This window comes from Prosthecomicrobium pneumaticum, from assembly GCF_014199915.1.
Lineage (GTDB): Bacteria > Pseudomonadota > Alphaproteobacteria > Rhizobiales > Kaistiaceae > Prosthecomicrobium > Prosthecomicrobium pneumaticum.
In genome coordinates, this window is the sequence record NZ_JACHOO010000002.1 from 613,207 (window position 1) to 629,517 (window position 16,311).

14 protein-coding genes are annotated in these 16,311 nt (G+C 69.9%); 7 read left to right on the forward strand and 7 right to left on the reverse strand.

The window, feature by feature from the left end; genetic code table 11:
- Positions 1-10 precede the first annotated feature (10 nt).
- From GGQ63_RS06540 to GGQ63_RS06565, 6 genes are read left to right on the forward strand one after another with little or no spacing between them, the layout of a single operon-like run.
- Positions 11-973, forward strand: coding sequence for a carbohydrate ABC transporter permease (locus tag GGQ63_RS06540; RefSeq protein ID WP_183853762.1), 963 nt, complete (start codon positions 11-13; stop codon positions 971-973).
- Positions 970-1,809, forward strand: coding sequence for a carbohydrate ABC transporter permease (locus tag GGQ63_RS06545; protein ID WP_183853764.1), 840 nt, complete (start codon positions 970-972; stop codon positions 1,807-1,809). Before GGQ63_RS06540 ends, GGQ63_RS06545 begins: the two co-directional genes overlap by 4 nt.
- Positions 1,806-2,567, forward strand: coding sequence for a PIG-L deacetylase family protein (locus tag GGQ63_RS06550; protein WP_183853766.1), 762 nt, complete (start codon positions 1,806-1,808; stop codon positions 2,565-2,567). Before GGQ63_RS06545 ends, GGQ63_RS06550 begins: the two co-directional genes overlap by 4 nt.
- A complete protein-coding gene (locus GGQ63_RS06555; protein WP_183853769.1) occupies positions 2,564-3,445 on the forward strand; it encodes an ROK family protein in 882 nt (293 codons plus the stop codon). Before GGQ63_RS06550 ends, GGQ63_RS06555 begins: the two co-directional genes overlap by 4 nt.
- On the forward strand, positions 3,442-4,188 hold the full coding sequence (locus tag GGQ63_RS06560; RefSeq protein ID WP_183853771.1) for a GntR family transcriptional regulator: 747 nt from the start codon (positions 3,442-3,444) through the stop codon (positions 4,186-4,188). Before GGQ63_RS06555 ends, GGQ63_RS06560 begins: the two co-directional genes overlap by 4 nt.
- A 46-nt stretch (positions 4,189-4,234) precedes the next feature.
- Positions 4,235-5,023 (forward strand): sugar isomerase domain-containing protein, encoded by a 789-nt coding sequence (locus GGQ63_RS06565; protein ID WP_183853773.1) that lies wholly within the window; start codon positions 4,235-4,237, stop codon positions 5,021-5,023.
- A 14-nt stretch (positions 5,024-5,037) separates the two neighbouring features.
- Here the strand turns inward: GGQ63_RS06565 and GGQ63_RS06570 are convergent, their stop codons facing one another.
- Together GGQ63_RS06570 and GGQ63_RS06575 are read right to left on the reverse strand one after the other, a co-directional pair.
- Positions 5,038-6,750, reverse strand: a complete 1,713-nt coding sequence (locus tag GGQ63_RS06570; RefSeq protein WP_183853775.1) for a SulP family inorganic anion transporter — start codon at positions 6,748-6,750, stop codon at positions 5,038-5,040.
- An 87-nt stretch (positions 6,751-6,837) separates the two neighbouring features.
- Complete coding sequence (locus tag GGQ63_RS06575) at positions 6,838-7,092, reverse strand: helix-turn-helix domain-containing protein (RefSeq protein ID WP_183853777.1); 255 nt, start codon at positions 7,090-7,092, stop codon at positions 6,838-6,840.
- 282 nt (positions 7,093-7,374) lie between these two features.
- On the opposite strand from GGQ63_RS06575, the gene GGQ63_RS06580 reads away from it, so the two are divergent.
- Entirely contained in the window at positions 7,375-8,325 is a 951-nt protein-coding gene (locus GGQ63_RS06580; RefSeq protein ID WP_183853779.1) for an alpha/beta hydrolase fold domain-containing protein, read from the forward strand.
- A gap of 5 nt (positions 8,326-8,330) precedes the next feature.
- On the opposite strand, the gene GGQ63_RS06585 is transcribed toward GGQ63_RS06580, so the two are convergent.
- The 5 genes from GGQ63_RS06585 to glgB form a co-directional block, all read right to left on the reverse strand.
- Complete coding sequence (locus tag GGQ63_RS06585) at positions 8,331-8,792, reverse strand: YaiI/YqxD family protein (RefSeq protein ID WP_183853781.1); 462 nt, start codon at positions 8,790-8,792, stop codon at positions 8,331-8,333.
- Positions 8,793-9,097: 305 nt separating this feature from the next.
- Positions 9,098-11,107: a glycogen debranching protein GlgX gene (gene glgX / locus GGQ63_RS06590; RefSeq protein ID WP_425502066.1), complete on the reverse strand. Its 2,010-nt coding sequence runs from the start codon at positions 11,105-11,107 to the stop codon at positions 9,098-9,100.
- Positions 11,107-12,684 (reverse strand): glycogen synthase GlgA, encoded by a 1,578-nt coding sequence (gene glgA / locus GGQ63_RS06595; protein WP_183853785.1) that lies wholly within the window; start codon positions 12,682-12,684, stop codon positions 11,107-11,109. The genes glgX and glgA overlap by 1 nt, the downstream gene beginning before the upstream one ends.
- A gap of 77 nt (positions 12,685-12,761) precedes the next feature.
- Entirely contained in the window at positions 12,762-14,030 is a 1,269-nt protein-coding gene (gene glgC, locus GGQ63_RS06600; RefSeq protein ID WP_183853788.1) for a glucose-1-phosphate adenylyltransferase, read from the reverse strand.
- A 30-nt stretch (positions 14,031-14,060) separates the two neighbouring features.
- Positions 14,061-16,253: a 1,4-alpha-glucan branching protein GlgB gene (gene glgB / locus GGQ63_RS06605; RefSeq protein WP_183853790.1), complete on the reverse strand. Its 2,193-nt coding sequence runs from the start codon at positions 16,251-16,253 to the stop codon at positions 14,061-14,063.
- Positions 16,254-16,311 lie beyond the last annotated feature (58 nt).

Consider the following 16,311-nt stretch of genomic DNA (forward strand, 5'->3'; position numbering starts at 1 on the left):
GGAGAGGGGCATGGCCGAAGCAACAAGGACCGGGAGGGCGCGGACGGGACGGCGGTTTTCCGCCGCCGCCTTCGCACGGCACCGCCGCGCCTTCCTCTTCATCCTGCCGGCGCTCACCCTCTATGTCGTCTTCATCGTCTATCCGCTCGCCCTCTCGCTGTGGGGCAGCCTGTTCCGCTGGCGCGGCCTGCGCCAGCAGGGCTTCATCGGCCTCGACAATTTCGTCCGCCTGGTCGAGCCGCCGAGCCGCGATCTCCTTTTCGGCGCCTTCGGCCACAACGTGATCTGGTTCGCCGGCGTCATGCTGCTGCAGAACGGGCTGGGACTGATCTTCGCCTATCTGCTCTTCCGGCGCGGCCGCGGCACCGCGCTGCTCCAGTCCGTCTTCTTCTTCCCCGCGGTGCTGAGTCCGGTGATCGTCGGCGCGCTGTGGAAGCTGCTTCTCTCGCCCGAGGGTGCGGTCGAGGCGATGCTCTCCGCGCTCGGTCTGATGGAGGGCCGGCTGACCATCCTCGGCAATTCGACCTATGCGCTCTACGTGCTGATCGCCATCGACGCCTGGAACTGGATGGGCCTGCCGGTGCTCATCTTCCTCGCGGGGCTGCGCCAGATCCACCCCTCCGTCTTCGAGGCGGCGCGGCTCGACGGCGCCGGCCCGGTGCGCACGCTGTGGAGCATCGCCCTGCCGCTGCTGGTGCCGGCCGTGTCGTCGCTGACGACGCTCTCCTTCATCAACACCTTCAACCAGTTCGACCTCGTCTATGTGATGCAGGGTGTGGCCGGGAACCCGAACTACGCGACCGACACGCTGGTCACCTATTTCTACCGGCTCGCCTTCGGCGCCATCGGCGCGGTCGGCATCACCGATATCGGGCTCGCGCTCGCGCTCGGCTCGGCGCTCTTCCTGTTGCTGACGCTCGTCACGATCCTGCTCATCCGCTTCTTCGAGCGCCGCACGGTGCAGCCGGCATGACCTCCCTCGCCCTCCGTCACCGCATCGGGCAGGTCCCCGGCTGGATCGTGCTCCTCGCCTGGGCCGCCGCCGTCGCGCTGCCGCTCTACATTCTCATCGTCTCCTGCTTCAAGACGACGGCCGAGATCTACAACGACAAGTTCGGCCTGCCCTCCGCCTGGACCTTCCAGAACTTCATCTCGGCCTGGACGCATGTCGATTTCGGCCGCTACCTGCTCAACAGCCTCGGCGTCACCGGAGCCGCGGTCGTCTTCACCGTTCTCTTCGCCGCGATGGCGGCCTATCCGCTCAGCCGCTACGAGCTGAAATGGGCCTCGCCGGTGCTCGCCTTCTTCCTCGCCGGCATCATGTTGCCGATCCGGCTCGCCTCGGTCGAACTCTTCACGCTGATGAAGGAGCTCGGCCTGCTCGACAGCCGGCTCGGCCTCGTCTTCGTCTATGTCGCGATCCGGCTGCCCTTCGCGATCTTCATTTTCGCGAACTTCATGCGCGCCCTGCCGCGCGAACTCGAAGAGGCGGCCCGCATCGACGGCGCCGGGGAATGGCGCGTGCTCTTCCTCGTCATCCTGCCGATCGTGCGGCCGGCGGTGGCGATCGTCGCGATCTTCACGGCGATCGCGGTGTGGAACGACTTCTTCTTCCCGCTGATCTTCATCTTCGATCAGGACCTGCGCACCGTCCCCTTCGCGACGATGAGCTTCATCGGCCAGTACCGGACCGAATGGGGCGAGGTCTTCGCTTCGCTCGCCCTCTCGATGGCGCCGGTGCTCCTCATGTATGTGCTGCTCGCGAGGCAGATCCGCGAAGGTGTCGGCGCGGGCGGAGGACTGAAATGATCGAGGATCGCATCTATTCCGGCGGGCCGGTGCTCGTCGTCGGCGCACACGCCTTCGATGCCGAGGTGATCGCCGGGCCGCTCGCCGCCACCGCAGCCGCCCGCGGCGCCGCGGTCACCTTCCTGCACCTGACGATGGGCGAGCAGGGGCACACGCGGCTCGCCCCCGATGCCTATGCCGCGCAGAAGAAGGAGGAGGCGTCGCGCTGCGCCGCCCGGCTCGGCATCTCCTGGCTCGGCTTCGACCTGCCGGATGCCTTCCTGCCCGACACCGACGAAACGGCGCTCCGGATCTGCGACGTGATCCGCGAGACGAAGCCGCAGACCGTCATCACCCATTGGTCGGGGAGCTGGCACAAGGACCATCGTGCCGCCGGCGAGGCGACCAGGAAGGCCGTCTTCTACGCCGCCCTGCCGACCCTCGTCCGCGCCGCGCCGGCCCACACGCCCGATCTCCTTCTCTTCGGCCAGAATTGGGAGGACGACGAGGGCTTCGTGCCGAGCCAGCTCGTCGACGTCACCGAGGGTTTCGAGGCCTGGCGCGCCGGCATCCTCGAATACGAGCTCGCGCGCGGCCTCGCGAGCTTCCCCTATGTCGATTACTACAGCGCGCTCTACCGAACGCATGGCTGCCTGCGCGGCGTCACCTACGCCCAGGCCTTCGCCACCACCTCGCATTCCTGGAGCGCGGGCTTCGGCCAGTTCATGCCGCCGATGCGGCTGCGGCCCGCCTGTGGCTGCGGGGGAAAGCACGGATGAGCCGCGTCCTCGCCCTCGATCTCGGCGGCACCAGCCTGCGCGCCGCCACCGCGCCGGCCGCCGCGCCGACCGCGCTCGAACCGGCCGGACACTGGCCGGCGCCGCAGACACCGGAGGCGCTCGCCGCCCGGATCGGCGCCCTTCTCGAGGCGGCGCCGGACGTCGCCGCCATCGGCCTCACCGCACCCGGTCTCGTCGAGGGCACGGTGTCGCGCTGGATGCCCAACCTGCCGGCGCTCGACGGCGTCGACCTCGCCCCGCTCTGCCGCGGCCTGCCGCTCGCCGCCGGCAATGACGCGCAGATGGCGCTGGTCGCCGAAGCGTCGGCCGGCGCTGCGAAAGGCCTCGACGACGCCCTCCTCGTCGCGATCGGCACCGGCATCGGCTCGGCCGTTCTCGCCGCGGGCAGGATCGTGCGCGGCGCGCGCGGCGGCGCCTGTTCCTTCGGCTGGGCAAATGGCGATCCCGCCGATCCCGGCGCCGAGCGGCTCGGCTGGCTCGAGCGGAACGCCGCCGGCCCGGCGCTCGACCGAGCGGCGCGGACGGTCGGCCTCGCCGATGGCGCCGCGCTGATCGCCGCCGCCCGCTCCGGCAGCCCGCAGGCGCGCGCCGCGATCGCTCCCGCCGCAGCCGCGCTCGGCGCGGCACTCGCCGGCGCGGTCGGCCTGCTCGACCCCTCGGCCGTGCTGCTCGCCGGCGGCGTCTCGGAGGCGGCCGACGTGCTGATGCCCGACCTGCGCGCCGCGCTTATCCGCAATCTGCCGGCGCATCTGCGCGCCGTCCGCGTCGAGGTCGGCGCCTTCGGCCCGCGTGCCGGGCTGACCGGTGCGGCGATCGCCGCGACGCTCGGTTCCGACTGGTGGAGGATCCGCCGATGACCAAGACGACGCCCGCCGTCGATCTCGACCGCCGGCGGCCGGAGCCGCTCTGGCACCAGGCCGAGCGCGCCATCCGGTCCCGCATCGAAAGCGGCGAATGGCCGCCGGCGAGCCAGATCCCGGCCGAGGACCGGCTCTGCGATCTGCTCGGCGTGTCGCGCATCACCGTCCGCCACGCGCTCAAGAATCTCGAGGCGCAGGGGCTGCTGCGCCGCGAGCACGGCCGCGGCACCTTCGTGCGGAGCGCCACCGTCGTTGCCGGCGCGCGCGGGCTGACGAGCTTCACCGAGGAGATGCGGGCGCTCGGCGTCTCGGTCGGCTCGCTGGTGCTCGAGCGCGCCCGCGTGCCTGCCTCGACACTCGTCGCCGCCGCGCTCGAGATCGATGAGGGCGAGGAGGTGTTCCTGATCCGCCGCCTGCGGATCGGCAATGACGCGCCGGTCGGCATCCAGAACGCCCATCTGCGCGCCGACCGGGTGCCCGGCCTCTTCGACGAAGAGCTCGCGGAAGGCTCGCTCTATCTGCATCTGAAGCGGCGCTTCGGCATCGAGCCGGTGGAGGCGACGGAACTCTATCGCGTCGGCGCGGTGCCGGCCGAAGAGGCGAAGCTGCTCGGCGTGCCGGAGGGTAGCCCGGGCTTCATCGTCGAGCGCGTCACCGTCGATGCGCGCGGACCGTTCGAATTCACGAGCTCCATCATGCGCGGCGATCGCTACGAGATCCGTTCGACGCTGCGGCTTTGATCAACCCCTCGCTCCGAGCTCTCCCGAGAGAAGAAAAGAGAAGACCATGACCGATTTCTACCTGCACCGCCTGACGGCGCTGATCGAATCCGCCGGGCGCGAGAACGACGCCAATCTCTCGCAGGTCGCCGAGCGCTTCGCGCAGAGCCTCGCCGATTGCGGCCTCGTCCATCTCTTCGGCTCGGGCCATTCGGTGCTGCCCTGCCAGGAGGCCTTCCCGCGCTACGGCACCTATGTCGGTTTCAACCCGCTCACCGACCCGCGCGTGATGTGGCACAACGTGCTCGGCGCCGGCGGCGTGCGCGAACTGCTGTGGCTCGAGCGGACCGAAAACTACATCGACAAGTTCCTCGACCACCAGCCGCTCAATCCGGGCGACTCGATCATCATCTACAGTCATTCCGGCACCAATTCGGCCGGCATCGAGACCGCGCTCTATGCGAAGAAGCGCGGCCTCTTCGTCGTCGCCGTGACGAGCGCCAAGAACGACCGCCCGGCCAAGCATTCCTCGGGCAAGCGCCTCAAGGACATCGCGGATGTCGTCATCGACACCGGTTCGCCGGTCGAGGACGCGATCGTCCCGATCGAGGGCTGGAGCCGGCCGGTGTCGGGCTCCTCGACCGTGCTCGCGATGGCCCTGACGCACGAGCTGATCGCCCGCACCGCCGACCAGCTGTCGAAGCGGAACGTCGAGCTGCCGGTCTTCGCCTCGCCGACCATTCCGGGCGTCACGCTGCACGACACCGACATCATCTACGGCGTCTATCGCGAGCGGATGCTCGAGGCGCAGCAGAAGCACCTCGCGACCTTCCAGGAGACAATGAAGGGCAGCTGAGCCCCCGCCGGGGCTCAGGTCGCCACCGCCTCCCCCCTCGCCGCCGCATGGGCTGCGGCGAGGGCCGTCTCCGCATCGTTCTCGAAGACCACTTCGGGCATGCGCACGCCATGGGCGAGCAGCACCCGCCGCACAGACGGCCGCGCGCCCGAAACGAAGACCCGCGCGCCCGCCCGCCGCGCCTTGCCGACAAAGCCCTCGACCGTCGCCGCGCCGGTCGAATCGAGGATCGGCACAGCGGCGAAATCGATCACATAGGCCTTCGGATGCGCGCCGATCCGGTCGAGCACCGCACCGACGCTCGCCGCCGCGCCGAAGAAGAAGGCACCGGAGATCCGGCAGAGCACGACGTCCTCGTCCGTCGCGACCGCCGTATCGTAGCGCTCCCGCGCCCCGTCGGGTGCGTCGGCGAGATCGGCTTGCGCGAGCGGCCGGCCGCTCTCGATCTCGACCGTCTGCGCCATGCGGTGGACGAAGAGCAGCGTGCCGATGATGAACCCGGCGAGAATGCCCTCGGTCAGATCGCGGAAGACGACGAGGAGGAAGGTGGCGAGGAGGACCAGCGCATCGCCCCAGGAGGCGCGCACCAGCGTCGCGAACTGGTGCTTTTCCGCCATGTTCCAGCACACGACCGCGAGCACGGCCGCGAGCGCGGAGAGCGGGATATAGCTCGCGAGCGGCGCGGCGACGAGGATGAAGACGAGCAGGAAGGCGGAGTGGAGCATGCCGGCGATCGGCCCGCGCGCACCGGCGCGCACATTGGTCGCGGTGCGGGCGATCGTGCCGGTGACGCAGATGCCGCCGAAGAGCGGCGTGACGATGTTGGCGACGCCCTGCGCGACCAGTTCGCTGTTCGACCGGTGCCGCCGGCCGGTCATCGAATCGGCGACGACCGCCGACAGGAGGCTCTCGATGCCGCCGAGCAGGGTGAAGGCGATCGCATCGGGCAAGAGATCGACCATCAGGTCGAGCGAGATCGGCGGCAGATGCGGCAGCGGCAGGCTCTGCGGAATGCCGCCGAAGCGCGTGCCGATCGTCTCGACCGGCAGATGGAGGAGGAGCGCCGCGACCGAGGCGACCGCGACGGCGATCAGGAAGGCCGGCCAGTGCGGCCGCAGCCGGCGCACCGCGATGATGACGGCGATCGAGCCGAGCGCCACGCCGAGCGCGGCGGGATTGAGCGTCGGCATGGCGCCGGCGAGTGCCTCGAGCTTCGGCAGCAGCGGGCCCGGCTCATGGTCGAGCGTCAGGCCGAACAGATCCTTGATCTGGCTCGAGAAGATGATGACAGCGATGCCCGAGGTGAAGCCGACGGTCACCGGATAGGGCAGGTATTTGATGAAGGTGCCGAGCCGCAGGAGGCCGATCAAGAGCAGGAAGACGCCCGACATCATGGTGGCGAGCATCAACCCGTCGACGCCGTGCCGTGCGACGGTCGCCGCGACGAGTACGATGAAGGCGCCGGCCGGCCCACCGATCTGGAACCGGCTGCCGCCGAGCGCCGAGACGATGAAGCCGCCGACGATCGAGGCATAGAGCCCGCGGTCGGGCGTGACGCCGGAGGCGATGGCGATCGCCATCGACAAGGGCAGCGCGACGATCGCCACCGTGAGCCCGGCGACGATGTCGGGCTTCAGGTCGGCGAGGCGGTAGCCCTCGCGCAGCACCGTGACGAGTTTCGGGGTGTAGAGGTCGGCGAAGCTCGCTTCGCGGGTCTGGGCAGCCATTCAATCCGCCTTCAGGAATGAAAGGCGGCGGGATCGTCGGCTTCTCGTCGGCGGTCGCCGTCGCGGGTGGTCAGCCGTCGCCCCCGATCACGCTTTCGCGTCCTTGAGCCGGACACCGCGGCCGCGGCCCTGGCTCGGCGCGTTGTCGCCGATCAGCTCGATGCCGGCGGCATCGAACGCCTCGACGACTTTGGTCAGCGTGTCGATCACACCGCGTACCGTGCCCTCGCTCGCCTCCATCCGCTGGATGGTCGGCAGAGAGACGCCCGACAGCTCGGCGAGCTGGCGCTGGTCGATCCCGAGCAGGGCCCGGGCGGCCCGCATCTGCGCGGCGGTGATCATCGTGGCTCCGACTGATGCACGACTCTATCGCGCCTGAAGAATGATGTCCAGACCATCAATAAGAATGTTCTGAACAGGGTATATCGACGTATGAACGCCCAGCCGAGCGCGTTCGGACGGACGCCGCCGTGCCGGACCGGGTGAAGCTCGAGGCCGTGGTGAAGACGCTGCCGCGGGACGCCCGAACTGGCCCGAAGCCCGGACCCCTCTTGCGCAATGCGGCGGCTCGGCCTTTCTTGGGCGGCCCTTCTCGGGCGCCGACAAGCGGGAGGAGTAAGGATCATGACGACCGAAACGAAGCCGGCGCTCGCCGACGAGGTGAAGGCCGCCCAGCGGGCAGCAGCCGATGCCGGCATCGTGCAGCTCGATTTCGTCAAGGCGCCGGCCGATGAGGTCCGTGCCGCCAATCTGCGCTTCCAGCATTTCCTGAACGAGGGCGGGCCGCAGCCGGCCGTCGAGACCGCGACGGTGGCCGCCGAGCCGCCGGTGCCGCTGCGTCTCTACAAGCCCGACGGGCCCGGCCCGCATCCGGTCTATCTGCACATCCATGGCGGCGGCTTCGCGCAAGGGACGCTCGAGACGCTCGACCGGGTGAAGCGCGAGATCGCGAGCGAGGCCGGCATCGCCGTGGTGGGGCTCGAATATGCGCTGGCCCCGGAACACCCCTACCCCGCGGCGCCGCGCCAGGTCGCCGCGGTCGCGGCCTGGCTGTCGAGCGATGGGGCGGCCCATGGGCTCGATCCGCAGCGCATGGCGATCGGCGGCGATTCGGCCGGCGCGCATCTCGCCCTGCAGCAGCTGCTCGCCGATCGGGCCGCCGGGCTCGGCCGCTTCCGGGCCGCGGCGCTCGTCTATGCGATGCTGAGCGACCGGCACGACAGCCCCTCGCACCGCGACTTCGGCGATGGCAGCTATGGGCTGACGACGGCCCGGCTCGCATGGTTCTGGTCGCGCTACCTGCCCGACGCCGCGCTCCGCCGGCAGGTGCTCGACGATCTCGCCGCCGCCGATCTCGCAGGCCTGCCGCCGGTGCTCCTGATCGCGGCCGCGCTCGACCCCCTGCTCGACGACACGCTCGCCCTCGAGCCGCGGCTCGCCGCGGCCGGCAACCCGGTCGAGCTGACGATCTACGAAGGGATGCCGCACGGCTTCCTCAACCAGACCCGGCTCCTCGACGGCGCCCGGTCGGCGCGCGACCAGATCGTCGGCTTCCTCCGCCGCACGCTTCTCTGACGCGCTCAGGCCGCGCGAGAGAGCCTGCGGATCGCGAGGTCGAGGGCGGAGAGGAAGGCCGAGCGGTCCTTCTTCGCGAAAGGCGGCGGTCCGCGCGTCACGGCGCCGGCCGAGCGCAGCTCGTCGAGCAGATTGCGGGTGGCGAGCGCCATGCCGATCGAGGCGTCGTCGAAGAGGCGCCCGGTCGGGCCGATCACCGTCGCACCCGTCTTCACGCAGCGCGCGGCGAGGGGCACATCGGCCGTGACCACCACGTCGCCCGTCGCCGCCCGCTCGGCGATCCAGTCGTCCGCGACGTCCGGCCCCGCCGGCACGATCACCCGCTCGATGCGCGGGTCGCGCGGCACCTGGACGAAGGCGTTGGCGACGATGAAGACGGCGAGGTCGTGACGCTCGGCGACGCGATAGATCTCGTCCTTCACCGGGCAGGCGTCGGCATCGACGAAGATGCGGATCGGACGGCTCATGCTTCCTTCCTGCCGCGGCGGGGCCGCCAAGCAACCATCAAATACAAAGAGGGGTCGCTCGGTCGAGCGACCCCTCCATTGCCTGACCGCGTTCCGGCAAGGGCCGGACGAACGTCGGTGTTACGCAGCGAAACCCTCAAAGGCGAGGACCCGGGTCTCCGACGACCGCGATGCGTGACAATGAGACACTGGATCACCTCCTTCCGTTTGTTGACGATGATCAAAAGATAGGCCCGCTTTTGCGGAAGCGAAAGAGGGTGCTCGGAAATTCTCGCGCGACGGCGAAGCATCGTTGCGCGGACGCCTCACTCCGGCGCCGCGACCTCGACGAACACCGACACCGAGCGCGGCGCGAGCCGATCCGGCGCCGGCGGCTCGGCGGAGGCGATCGCCCGCTCCCAGCGGAAGCCGGGCCGCGGCGGCGCGAGCCTGAGCGCGGGCGCCTCGGGCGCGCCGTTGACGGCCACCGCGACCCGATCCGCATCGGCATAGAGGACGGCGACGACCGCACGGCCGCCGTGCCAGTCCGCCTCGGCCATCGGCGCGCCGTCCGGCCGCAGCCAGAGCACGTCGGGCACGCCGCTCTGATCGTTCGGCGCGCCGCCGAGCGGCCGCTCGTCCCGCAGCGCCGGATGTCGCGCGCGCAGCCGGATCAGCGCGGCGGTGTAGTCGACGAGCGCCTCGTCCTTGCCCGCCCAGTCGAACCAGGCGATCGGGCCGTCCTGCGCATAGGCATTGTTGTTGCCCGCCTGGCTGCGGCCCGCCTCGTCGCCCATCGCGAGCATCGGCGTGCCGCGCGAGACGAGGAGGGTGGCGAGCAGCGCCCGCACGTCGTTCGCCCGCGCGGCGGCGACCGCCGGATCGTCGCTCGGCCCTTCGGCGCCGTTGTTCCAGCTCTTGTTGTCGTCCGTGCCGTCGCGATTGTCCTCGCCATTGGCGCGATTGTGCTTGCGCTCATAGGCGACGAGGTCGGCGAGGGTGAAGCCGTCATGCGCGGTGACGAAATTGATCGAGCGCGACAGCGGCCGGCAGCGGGGCACGAAGACATCGGCCGAACCGGCGAACCGCGTCGCGAAGGCGCCGAGCAACCCGGCATCGCCGCGCCAGAAGCGACGCACCGCGTCGCGGTATTCGTCGTTCCACTCGCCCCAGCCGGCCGGAAACTCGCCGAGCTGGTAGCCGCCGGGGCCGATGTCCCACGGTTCCGCGATCAGCGTGAGATCGCGCAGCCGCGGATCCTGCGCGATCGCGGTCAGGAGCGGCGCCTCGGCGTCGAAGCCGCCCGGTCGCCGGGCGAGCGTGGTGGCGAGGTCGAAGCGGAAGCCGTCGAGCCCGGCATCCGCCCAGCGTCGCAGCGCATCCATGACGAGCCGCACGACGATCGGCCGGTCGGCGGCGAGGATGTTGCCGCAGCCGGCATCGTCGATATAGAGGGCCGGGTCATCCGGCCGCAACCGGTACCAGGAGGCATTGTCGAGGCCGCGCATCGAGAGGGTCGGGCCGAGATGATCGCTCTCGCCGGAATGGTTGAAGACGACGTCGAGGATGACGGCGATCCCGGCGGCGTGCAGCGCGGCGATCGCGGCGCGCACCTCCGGCCAGCCGCCGGGCGCGAGCCGCGGATCGGGCGCGCAGAAGGCGATCGGATTATAGCCCCAGTAATTGGAGAGGCCGAGCGGCGGCAGATGCCGCTCGTCGATCCAGGCGGCGGACGGCATCAGCTCCACCGTCGTCACGCCGAGCCGGACGAGATGCTCGACCGCCGCCGGCTGGGCGAGCCCGGCGAAGGTGCCGCGCAGCGCCTCGGGCACGCCGGGATGACGCATCGTGAAGCCGCGGACATGCAGTTCGTAGACGATCTGTCGGTCCCACGGCACGGCCGATGCGAGACGCGACGCGGCAGGAAGATCGGCGATGACGAGCGCCTTCGGTACGAAGGGGGCGCTGTCGGCCCCGTCCTCGGCCGCGCCGAGCCGGCGCGCATCGAACAGGGAGGGATGGAGCGCGAAGGGCCGGTCGAGCGCCGCCGCGAAGGGATCGACGAGCAGTTTGGCCGGGTTGAACCGGTGGCCTTTATGCGGTGCGAAGGGGCCATGCGCGCGGAAGCCATAGCGGGCGCCGAGGGCGAGCCCTTCGGCGCGGCCGTGGAACACCGCGCCGGTCCGGCCGGGCAGCGGTATGCGCGTCTCGCCGCCATCGGCGTCGAAGAGACACAGATCGATCGCGTCGGCATGGGCCGAATGGACGGCGAAATTGACACCGGCCCCGTCATAGGCCGCGCCGAGCGGCTCCGGCCGGCCGAGGCCGAGGGGCATCATTCGCCGACCGCGCGCTCGGCGACCGCCTGCCGGTAGAGCGCGGCATAGGCGGCCGCAGCCCGGTCCCAGGAGACGTCGGTGCGCATGGCGTTCTCCTGCATGCGGCGCCAGGCCGGCCGGTCGCGCCAGAGCTCGACGACGCGGTGGAGCACCGCCTCGAGGCCGAGCGCGGACACCGGTCCGAACTGGAAACCGGTCGCCACCCCCGCGGCGAGCGCCACCGGATTGGCATCGATCACCGTGTCGTTGAGCCCGCCGACGCGCGACACCACCGGCAGGGCGCCATAGCGGAGCGCGCAGAGCTGGGTGAGCCCGCAGGGCTCGAAACGGGACGGCACGAGCAGCGCGTCGGCGCCGGCCTGGATCAGATGGGCGAGGCCTTCGTCATAGCCGGTCGCGAGCGCCACCCGGTTCGGATGCTGCGCCGCGATGCCGCGCAGGCCCTCGGCGATCGCGGCGTCGCCGTCGCCGAGCACGACGAGCTGCGCCCCGGTCATCATCAAGGCATCGAGCCGGTCGACGAGAAGGTCGAGCCCCTTCTGCCAGGTCAGCCGGCTGACGACGCCGAAAAGCAGCGCGTCGCGATGCTCGTCGAGGCCGAGGCTGCGCTGCAGCGCCGCCTTGTTGCCCTGCCGCTCGGCGAGCGAATCCGGCCCGAAGGGATGCGGCACGAGGGGATCGGCCTGCGGGTTCCAGATGCCGGTGTCGATGCCGTTCAGGATACCGCTGAAGGCGGCGCCGCGCGCCCGCAACACCCCGTCGAGCCCCATGCCGCCCTCGGGTGTCCGGATCTCGCGGGCATAGCTCGGCGATACGGTGGTGACCCGGTCGGCGAGCCGGAGTGCGGCCTTCAGATAGCCGACCGAGCCGAAATACTCGACGCCCTCGACCGAGAGCGCGCGGGGCGGCAGGCCGAGCACGCCGACCAGCGACAGTGCGAACTGGCCCTGGAAGGCGAGATTGTGCACGGTCGCCACCGTCGCCGGCCGGGGCCCTTCGGCATAGGCGAGATAGGCGATCGCCGGTCCGGACTGCCAGTCGTGGCCGTGCACGAGATCGGGCTGCCAGCTGCCGGCATAGCCGAGGCCGACCGCGGCCGCCGCGGCGCCGAGGGCGGCGAAGCGGATCGGGTTGTCGGCGAAATCCTGTCCGTTCGGATCGAGATAGGGGCCGCCCGGCCGATCGTAGAGATGCGGCGCGTCGACAATCAGGAGATCGAGCCCTGCGGCCGAGGCGCGCAGGAGGCGCGCCGGCCCGCCGAACAGATCGGCGAAGAAATGCACCGGCTCGGCCGCCTCGAGCGCGGCCATGACGCGCGGATAGCCGGGGACGAGCGTCACCGTCTCGACGCCGTGATCGGCGAGCGCCTTCGGCAGCGCGCCGGCGACATCGGCGAGACCGCCGGTCTTGACGAGCGGATAGACCTCGGAGGTCACCGACAGCGCGCGGAGCGCAGGGCGCGGCTCGGCCGGCGCCGCCGGGGGCTCGGTCGCCGCAGCGATATCCCCGCCGGCCGGCTCGCTGATCGGGTCGGCCGGGGACTGCGGCGCCGTCGCCGCGCCGGTCGCGGCCATGCGCGTCGGGGATTTGCGCGTCGGGGATTTGCGCGGCCGCACGGTCTTGCGCGGCGGCTCGTCGGTCGCAGCCAGGATCAGCCTCCCAAGCGATCGATCATCGTCTGGGTGATCAGCACGATCCCCTTCTCCGTGCGGCGGAAGCGCCGCGCATCCGCCTCGGGATCCTCACCGACCACCAGCCCCTCGGGGATCCGGACCCGCGCATCGATGACGACGTTTCTCAATCGCGCACCGCGGCCGATCTCGACATAGGGCAGCACGACGCAGCCCTCGAGACTGCCGTACGAATTCACGCGCACTCCGGTGAACAGGAGCGACCGGTTGAGCTGCGAGCCGGAGACGATACAGCCGCCGGAAATGAGGGAGGACAGCGCGTGCCCGCGGCGATGCTCCTCGTTGTGGACGAATTTCGCCGGCGGGACGATCTCGCCATAGGTCCAGATCGGCCAGTCCCGATCATAGAGGTCGAGGTCGGGGACCACGTCGGTCAAGGCGATGTTCGCCTCCCAATAGGCGTCGACCGTGCCGACATCGCGCCAATAGACGCCGGTCTCGCCCGGAGAACGGACGCAGGAGTTCTCGAAGCGATGCGCCACCGCCTTGCCGCCCTTGACGATGGCGGGAATGATGTCCTTGCCGAAATCATGGCTCGAATGCGGGTCGGCGGCGTCGCGGCGCAGTTCCTCCATCAGGAAGCGCGTGTCGAAGACATAAATGCCCATCGAGGCGAGCGCGCTGTCGGGCTTGCCGGGGATCGCCGGCGGGTCCTTCGGCTTCTCGACGAAGGCGAGGATCCGATCCTGCTCGTCGACATGCATGACGCCGAAGCCGGTCGCCTCCATGCGCGGCACTTCGAGGCAGCCGACGGTCACGTCGGCCTGGCTCTCGCAGTGCTGCTTCAGCATCTCCTCATAGTCCATCTTGTAGATGTGATCCCCCGCCAGAATGACCAGATATTTGGGATCGTAGCTCTCGATGATGTCGAGGTTCTGATAGACGGCATCCGCCGTGCCGAGATACCACTGCTCTTCGGAAATGCGCTGGCTGGCGGGAAACATGTCGAGCGTCTCGTTGCGCTCGGGGCGGAAGAAGTTCCAGCCGCGCTGGAGATGGCGCAGCAGGCTGTGCGCCTTGTACTGTGTCGCGACGCCGATCCGGCGGATGCCCGAATTGAGCGCGTTGGACAGGGCGAAGTCGATGATGCGCGATTTGCCGCCGAAATAGACAGCCGGCTTCGCCCGCCGATCGGTCAGTTCGAGCAGCCGGCTGCCGCGGCCCCCGGCGAGCACATAGGCCATGGCGTGCCGCGCGAGCGGACCGCCGGTCTGTCCAGGACGCTCCATCATCTTCCTCCCAAGCCCCCCAAGGCCAAGTTATTGTTGTTCGGCTTCGAAAAAAACCGTCGAGAGGGGCGGCAGCGTGATCTCGGCCGAGGCCGGGAAGCCGTGCGCGCCCTGCGCGGCCGCCTCGACGCCCCCCATATTGCCCTGACCCGAACCGCCATAGACGACCGCGTCGGTGTTGAGGATCTCGCGCCAGCGCCCGGCGCGCGGCAGGCCGATGCGATAGCCGGGACGCGGCACCGGCGTGAAGTTCGACACCACCAGCACCGGCGGGTCATCCGGCGCGCCGAAGCGGAGCCAGGCGAAGACCGACTGGTCGCGGTCGTCGACCACAACCCAGCGGAAGCCTTCGGGCTCGCAGTCCCGGGCATGCAGCGCCGGGATGCCGCGATAGGCGCGGTTCAGGTCGCCGACGAGCCGGTGGACGCCCGCATGGGCCGGCTGGCCGAGCAGATGCCATTCGAGGCCCTTCTCGTCGTTCCACTCGATGCCTTGCGCGAATTCCTGCCCCATGAAGAGCAGTTTCTTGCCCGGATAGCCCCACATGAAGCCGTAGAAGGCGCGGACGTTGGCGAATTGCTGCCACGCATCGCCCGGCATGCGGCCGAGCACCGTGCCCTTGCCGTGCACCACCTCGTCATGGCTGATCGGCAGCACGAAATTCTCGGAGAAGGCGTAGAGCAATCCGAAGGTCACCCGATCGTGGTGCCAGCGGCGATGAACCGGCTCGTGCTTCATGTAGCCGAGCATGTCGTTCATCCAGCCCATGTTCCACTTGAAGCCGAAGCCGAGGCCGGAATCGTGCACGGGCCGGGTGACGCCTGGCCAGGAGGTCGATTCCTCGGCGATCGTCATCGCGCCGGGATGCTCGCCATAGACGAGCGTATTGGCGCGCCGCAGAAAGCCGATCGCATCGCGATTGTCGTTCGAGCCGTCCGGATTGGGCAGCCATTCGCCCGCCTTGCGCGAATAGTCGAGATAGAGCATCGAGGCGACGGCATCGACGCGCAAGCCGTCGACATGGAACCGGTCGAGCCAGTAGAGCGCGTTCGCCGCGAGCACGTTCGACACTTCGCGGCGCCCGTAATCGTAGATCGCGGTGTTCCAGTCGGGATGGAAGCCGCGGCGCGGATCGGGATGTTCGTAGAGCGGCGTGCCGTCGAAATGGGCGAGGCCGTGCACGTCGGTCGGGAAATGGGCCGGCACCCAGTCGAGGATGACGCCGAGGCCGGCCTGATGGGCGCGGTCGACGAAGCGGGCGAAGCCGGCCGGATCGCCGAACCGGCTCGTCGGCGCGAACAGGCCGATCGGCTGGTAGCCCCATGAGGCGTCGAGCGGATGCTCGGAGATCGGCAGCAGTTCGAGATGGGTGTAGCCGAGGTCGACGACGTAAGGGATCAGTTCGTCGGCGATCTCGTCATAGGTCTGGAAGCGCCAGCCCTCGGCCTTCCGCCAGGAGCCGAGATGGACTTCGTAGATCGACATCGGCTTGCGGCGCGGATCGCCCTCCGCGCGCTCGGCCATCCAGGCTTCGTCGCTCCAGGTGAAATTGTCGGTGCGGGCGACGCGCGAGGCCGTCGAGGGGCGCATCTCGCCGGAAAAGCCGAACGGATCCGCCTTCAGCGGCAGCAGTTCGCCGTGCGCGCCGACGATCTCGTATTTATAGAGTGTGCCCTCGCCGAGATCGGGCGCGAAGATCTCCCAAAGGCCGCTCGTCACGCGCTTGCGCATCTGGTGGCGGCGACCGTCCCACTCGTTGAAGTCGCCGACCACCGAGACGCGCTGCGCGTTCGGCGCCCAGACGGCGAAATGCACACCCTCGACCCCCTGATGCACCATCGGGTGGGCGCCGAGCCGCTCGTAGAGCCGGCGGTGCGTGCCTTCGACGAGCAGGTAGTCGTCCATGTCGCCGAGCACGCCGACGAAGGCGTAGGGGTCGCAGAACTCCCAGGCATCGGTCGCGTTGGCGGCGCGCAGGAAATAGGAGAACCGCCCGGGCCGGTCGACGTGCCCTTCGAAGAAGCCGCCGGGGTCCCGCCGCTCGAGCGTGTCGACCGGCGCACCGCCGATCTCGACCACTTCGACGGTCTCCGCGCGCGGAACGAGCGCCCGGATGACGAGGCCCGCCTCCGTCTCGTGCGGCCCCAGCACACCGAAGGGATCGGCGTGCCGCGCCTCGACGAGCGCCCTCACGTCATCCTCGGACGCCTTCCACTCAGCCATCAAGCCACCCCGCGGCTTCGGCCGCGGCTGCAGCCCGGGGGCGGAGGCCGGAGCCCGC

Coding starts and splice junctions, on each gene's coding strand:
- GGQ63_RS06540 (WP_183853762.1), top strand. CDS start 11: ATGGCCGAAGCAACAAGGACCGGGAGGGCGCGGACGGGACGGCGGTTT.
- GGQ63_RS06545 (WP_183853764.1), top strand. CDS start 970: ATGACCTCCCTCGCCCTCCGTCACCGCATCGGGCAGGTCCCCGGCTGG.
- GGQ63_RS06550 (WP_183853766.1), top strand. CDS start 1,806: ATGATCGAGGATCGCATCTATTCCGGCGGGCCGGTGCTCGTCGTCGGC.
- GGQ63_RS06555 (WP_183853769.1), top strand. CDS start 2,564: ATGAGCCGCGTCCTCGCCCTCGATCTCGGCGGCACCAGCCTGCGCGCC.
- GGQ63_RS06560 (WP_183853771.1), top strand. CDS start 3,442: ATGACCAAGACGACGCCCGCCGTCGATCTCGACCGCCGGCGGCCGGAG.
- GGQ63_RS06565 (WP_183853773.1), top strand. CDS start 4,235: ATGACCGATTTCTACCTGCACCGCCTGACGGCGCTGATCGAATCCGCC.
- GGQ63_RS06570 (WP_183853775.1), bottom strand. CDS start 6,750: ATGGCTGCCCAGACCCGCGAAGCGAGCTTCGCCGACCTCTACACCCCG.
- GGQ63_RS06575 (WP_183853777.1), bottom strand. CDS start 7,092: ATGATCACCGCCGCGCAGATGCGGGCCGCCCGGGCCCTGCTCGGGATC.
- GGQ63_RS06580 (WP_183853779.1), top strand. CDS start 7,375: ATGACGACCGAAACGAAGCCGGCGCTCGCCGACGAGGTGAAGGCCGCC.
- GGQ63_RS06585 (WP_183853781.1), bottom strand. CDS start 8,792: ATGAGCCGTCCGATCCGCATCTTCGTCGATGCCGACGCCTGCCCGGTG.
- glgX (WP_425502066.1), bottom strand. CDS start 11,107: ATGCCCCTCGGCCTCGGCCGGCCGGAGCCGCTCGGCGCGGCCTATGAC.
- glgA (WP_183853785.1), bottom strand. CDS start 12,684: ATGGCCGCGACCGGCGCGGCGACGGCGCCGCAGTCCCCGGCCGACCCG.
- glgC (WP_183853788.1), bottom strand. CDS start 14,030: ATGGAGCGTCCTGGACAGACCGGCGGTCCGCTCGCGCGGCACGCCATG.
- glgB (WP_183853790.1), bottom strand. CDS start 16,253: ATGGCTGAGTGGAAGGCGTCCGAGGATGACGTGAGGGCGCTCGTCGAG.